Consider the following 1,191-nt stretch of genomic DNA (forward strand, 5'->3'; position numbering starts at 1 on the left):
GGCAACGCTGAACAAGGCTCCGAATTTCGCCATCCAGTAGTGATGGTTGAGGAACAGCCTTCCAGGAGGCCGATTTCGACGCTGCAGCGCGTGTGCGACGCGAATTGCGCCTCGCCACGGCCCCTTTCGAGCCGTTTTGCGGGCCTTTGGCCCGCCTCGCGCCCCTTATGGGCGCACCTGTCCATACAGTGCGCCTCTCGCCAGGTAGATGTTGGCCAGCCCGAGCGCGACGAACGAACGTGTGGCGTTCTTGGCCAGGCCGCGATAACGCACCTTGTCGAACCCCCACAGCCGCTTGACGACGCCGAAGACGTGCTCGACACGCGCTCGCACCCGGGACTTGCCACGGTTGACCAAGCGCTCGAGTTCCTCGGTGACGCTGCCCTTGCGCACCCGCTGGTTGCTCAGGTCCTTGGCCTGCGGTGCCTTGGAGCGGATCTGCTCAGTTTGCGAGGCATAGGCGCAGTCGCCATAGAACTGTTCTTCCTGGCCGTGCAGCAACTGCGGCAGCGGGTGCTTGTCGTGCACGTTGGCCGCGGTGACCACCGCGCTGTGTGCCAGCCCCGTCTTGCTGTCCACGCCGATGTGCAACTTCATGCCGAAGTACCACTGCTGGCCCTTGCGGGTCTGGTGCATCTCAGGGTCGCGCTTCTTCTCGGCGTTCTTGGTGGAACTGGGCGCGCCGATGATCGTGGCGTCCACGATCGTGCCGGTACCGACCTTCAGCCCCTGGGCCTGAAGAACCTCGCCGACCTTGGCGAACAGGCTCTCGCCCAGCTTGTGACCCTCCAGCAAGCGGCGAAACTTCAACAGCGTGGTCGCATCGGGCACCCGCTCGCGGCCCAGGTCGATGCCCACAAACCGACGCAGCGCCACGCTGTCCAGCAGCGCGTCTTCGCAAGCCGCATCGGCCAGGTTGAACCAGTGCTGCACGAAGTACATCCGCAGCATGCGCTCCAGGCCCACCGGCGGGCGACCGTTGCCAGCCTTCGGGTAGTGGGGATCGATCACCGCGCACAGCGCAGTCCATGGAACGATCTGCTCCATAGTCGCGAGAAACAAATCGCGCTTCGTCGGGCGGCGGTACTGCTCGTACTGCGCATTGTCGTCAGCGGCCACGGCAAGGGTATGTTGCTTCATGCTCGACTCAACGCACGAGCCGTGCCCTCAGTGGACTTGATCAGCGTTGCC

The 1,191-nt window shown here is 64.3% G+C and carries 1 protein-coding gene; it reads right to left on the minus strand.

All coding sequences use genetic code 11. The features are described 5' to 3' along the window. Positions 1–165 precede the first annotated feature (165 nt). Positions 166–1,140 (minus strand): IS5 family transposase, encoded by a 975-nt coding sequence (locus JMV16_RS22270; protein ID WP_201496525.1) that lies wholly within the window; start codon positions 1,138–1,140, stop codon positions 166–168. Positions 1,141–1,191: the final 51 nt, after the last annotated feature.

Origin of the sequence: Rubrivivax sp. A210 (genome assembly GCF_904426505.1) — a bacterium.
Taxonomy (GTDB): domain Bacteria; phylum Pseudomonadota; class Gammaproteobacteria; order Burkholderiales; family Burkholderiaceae_C; genus Rubrivivax.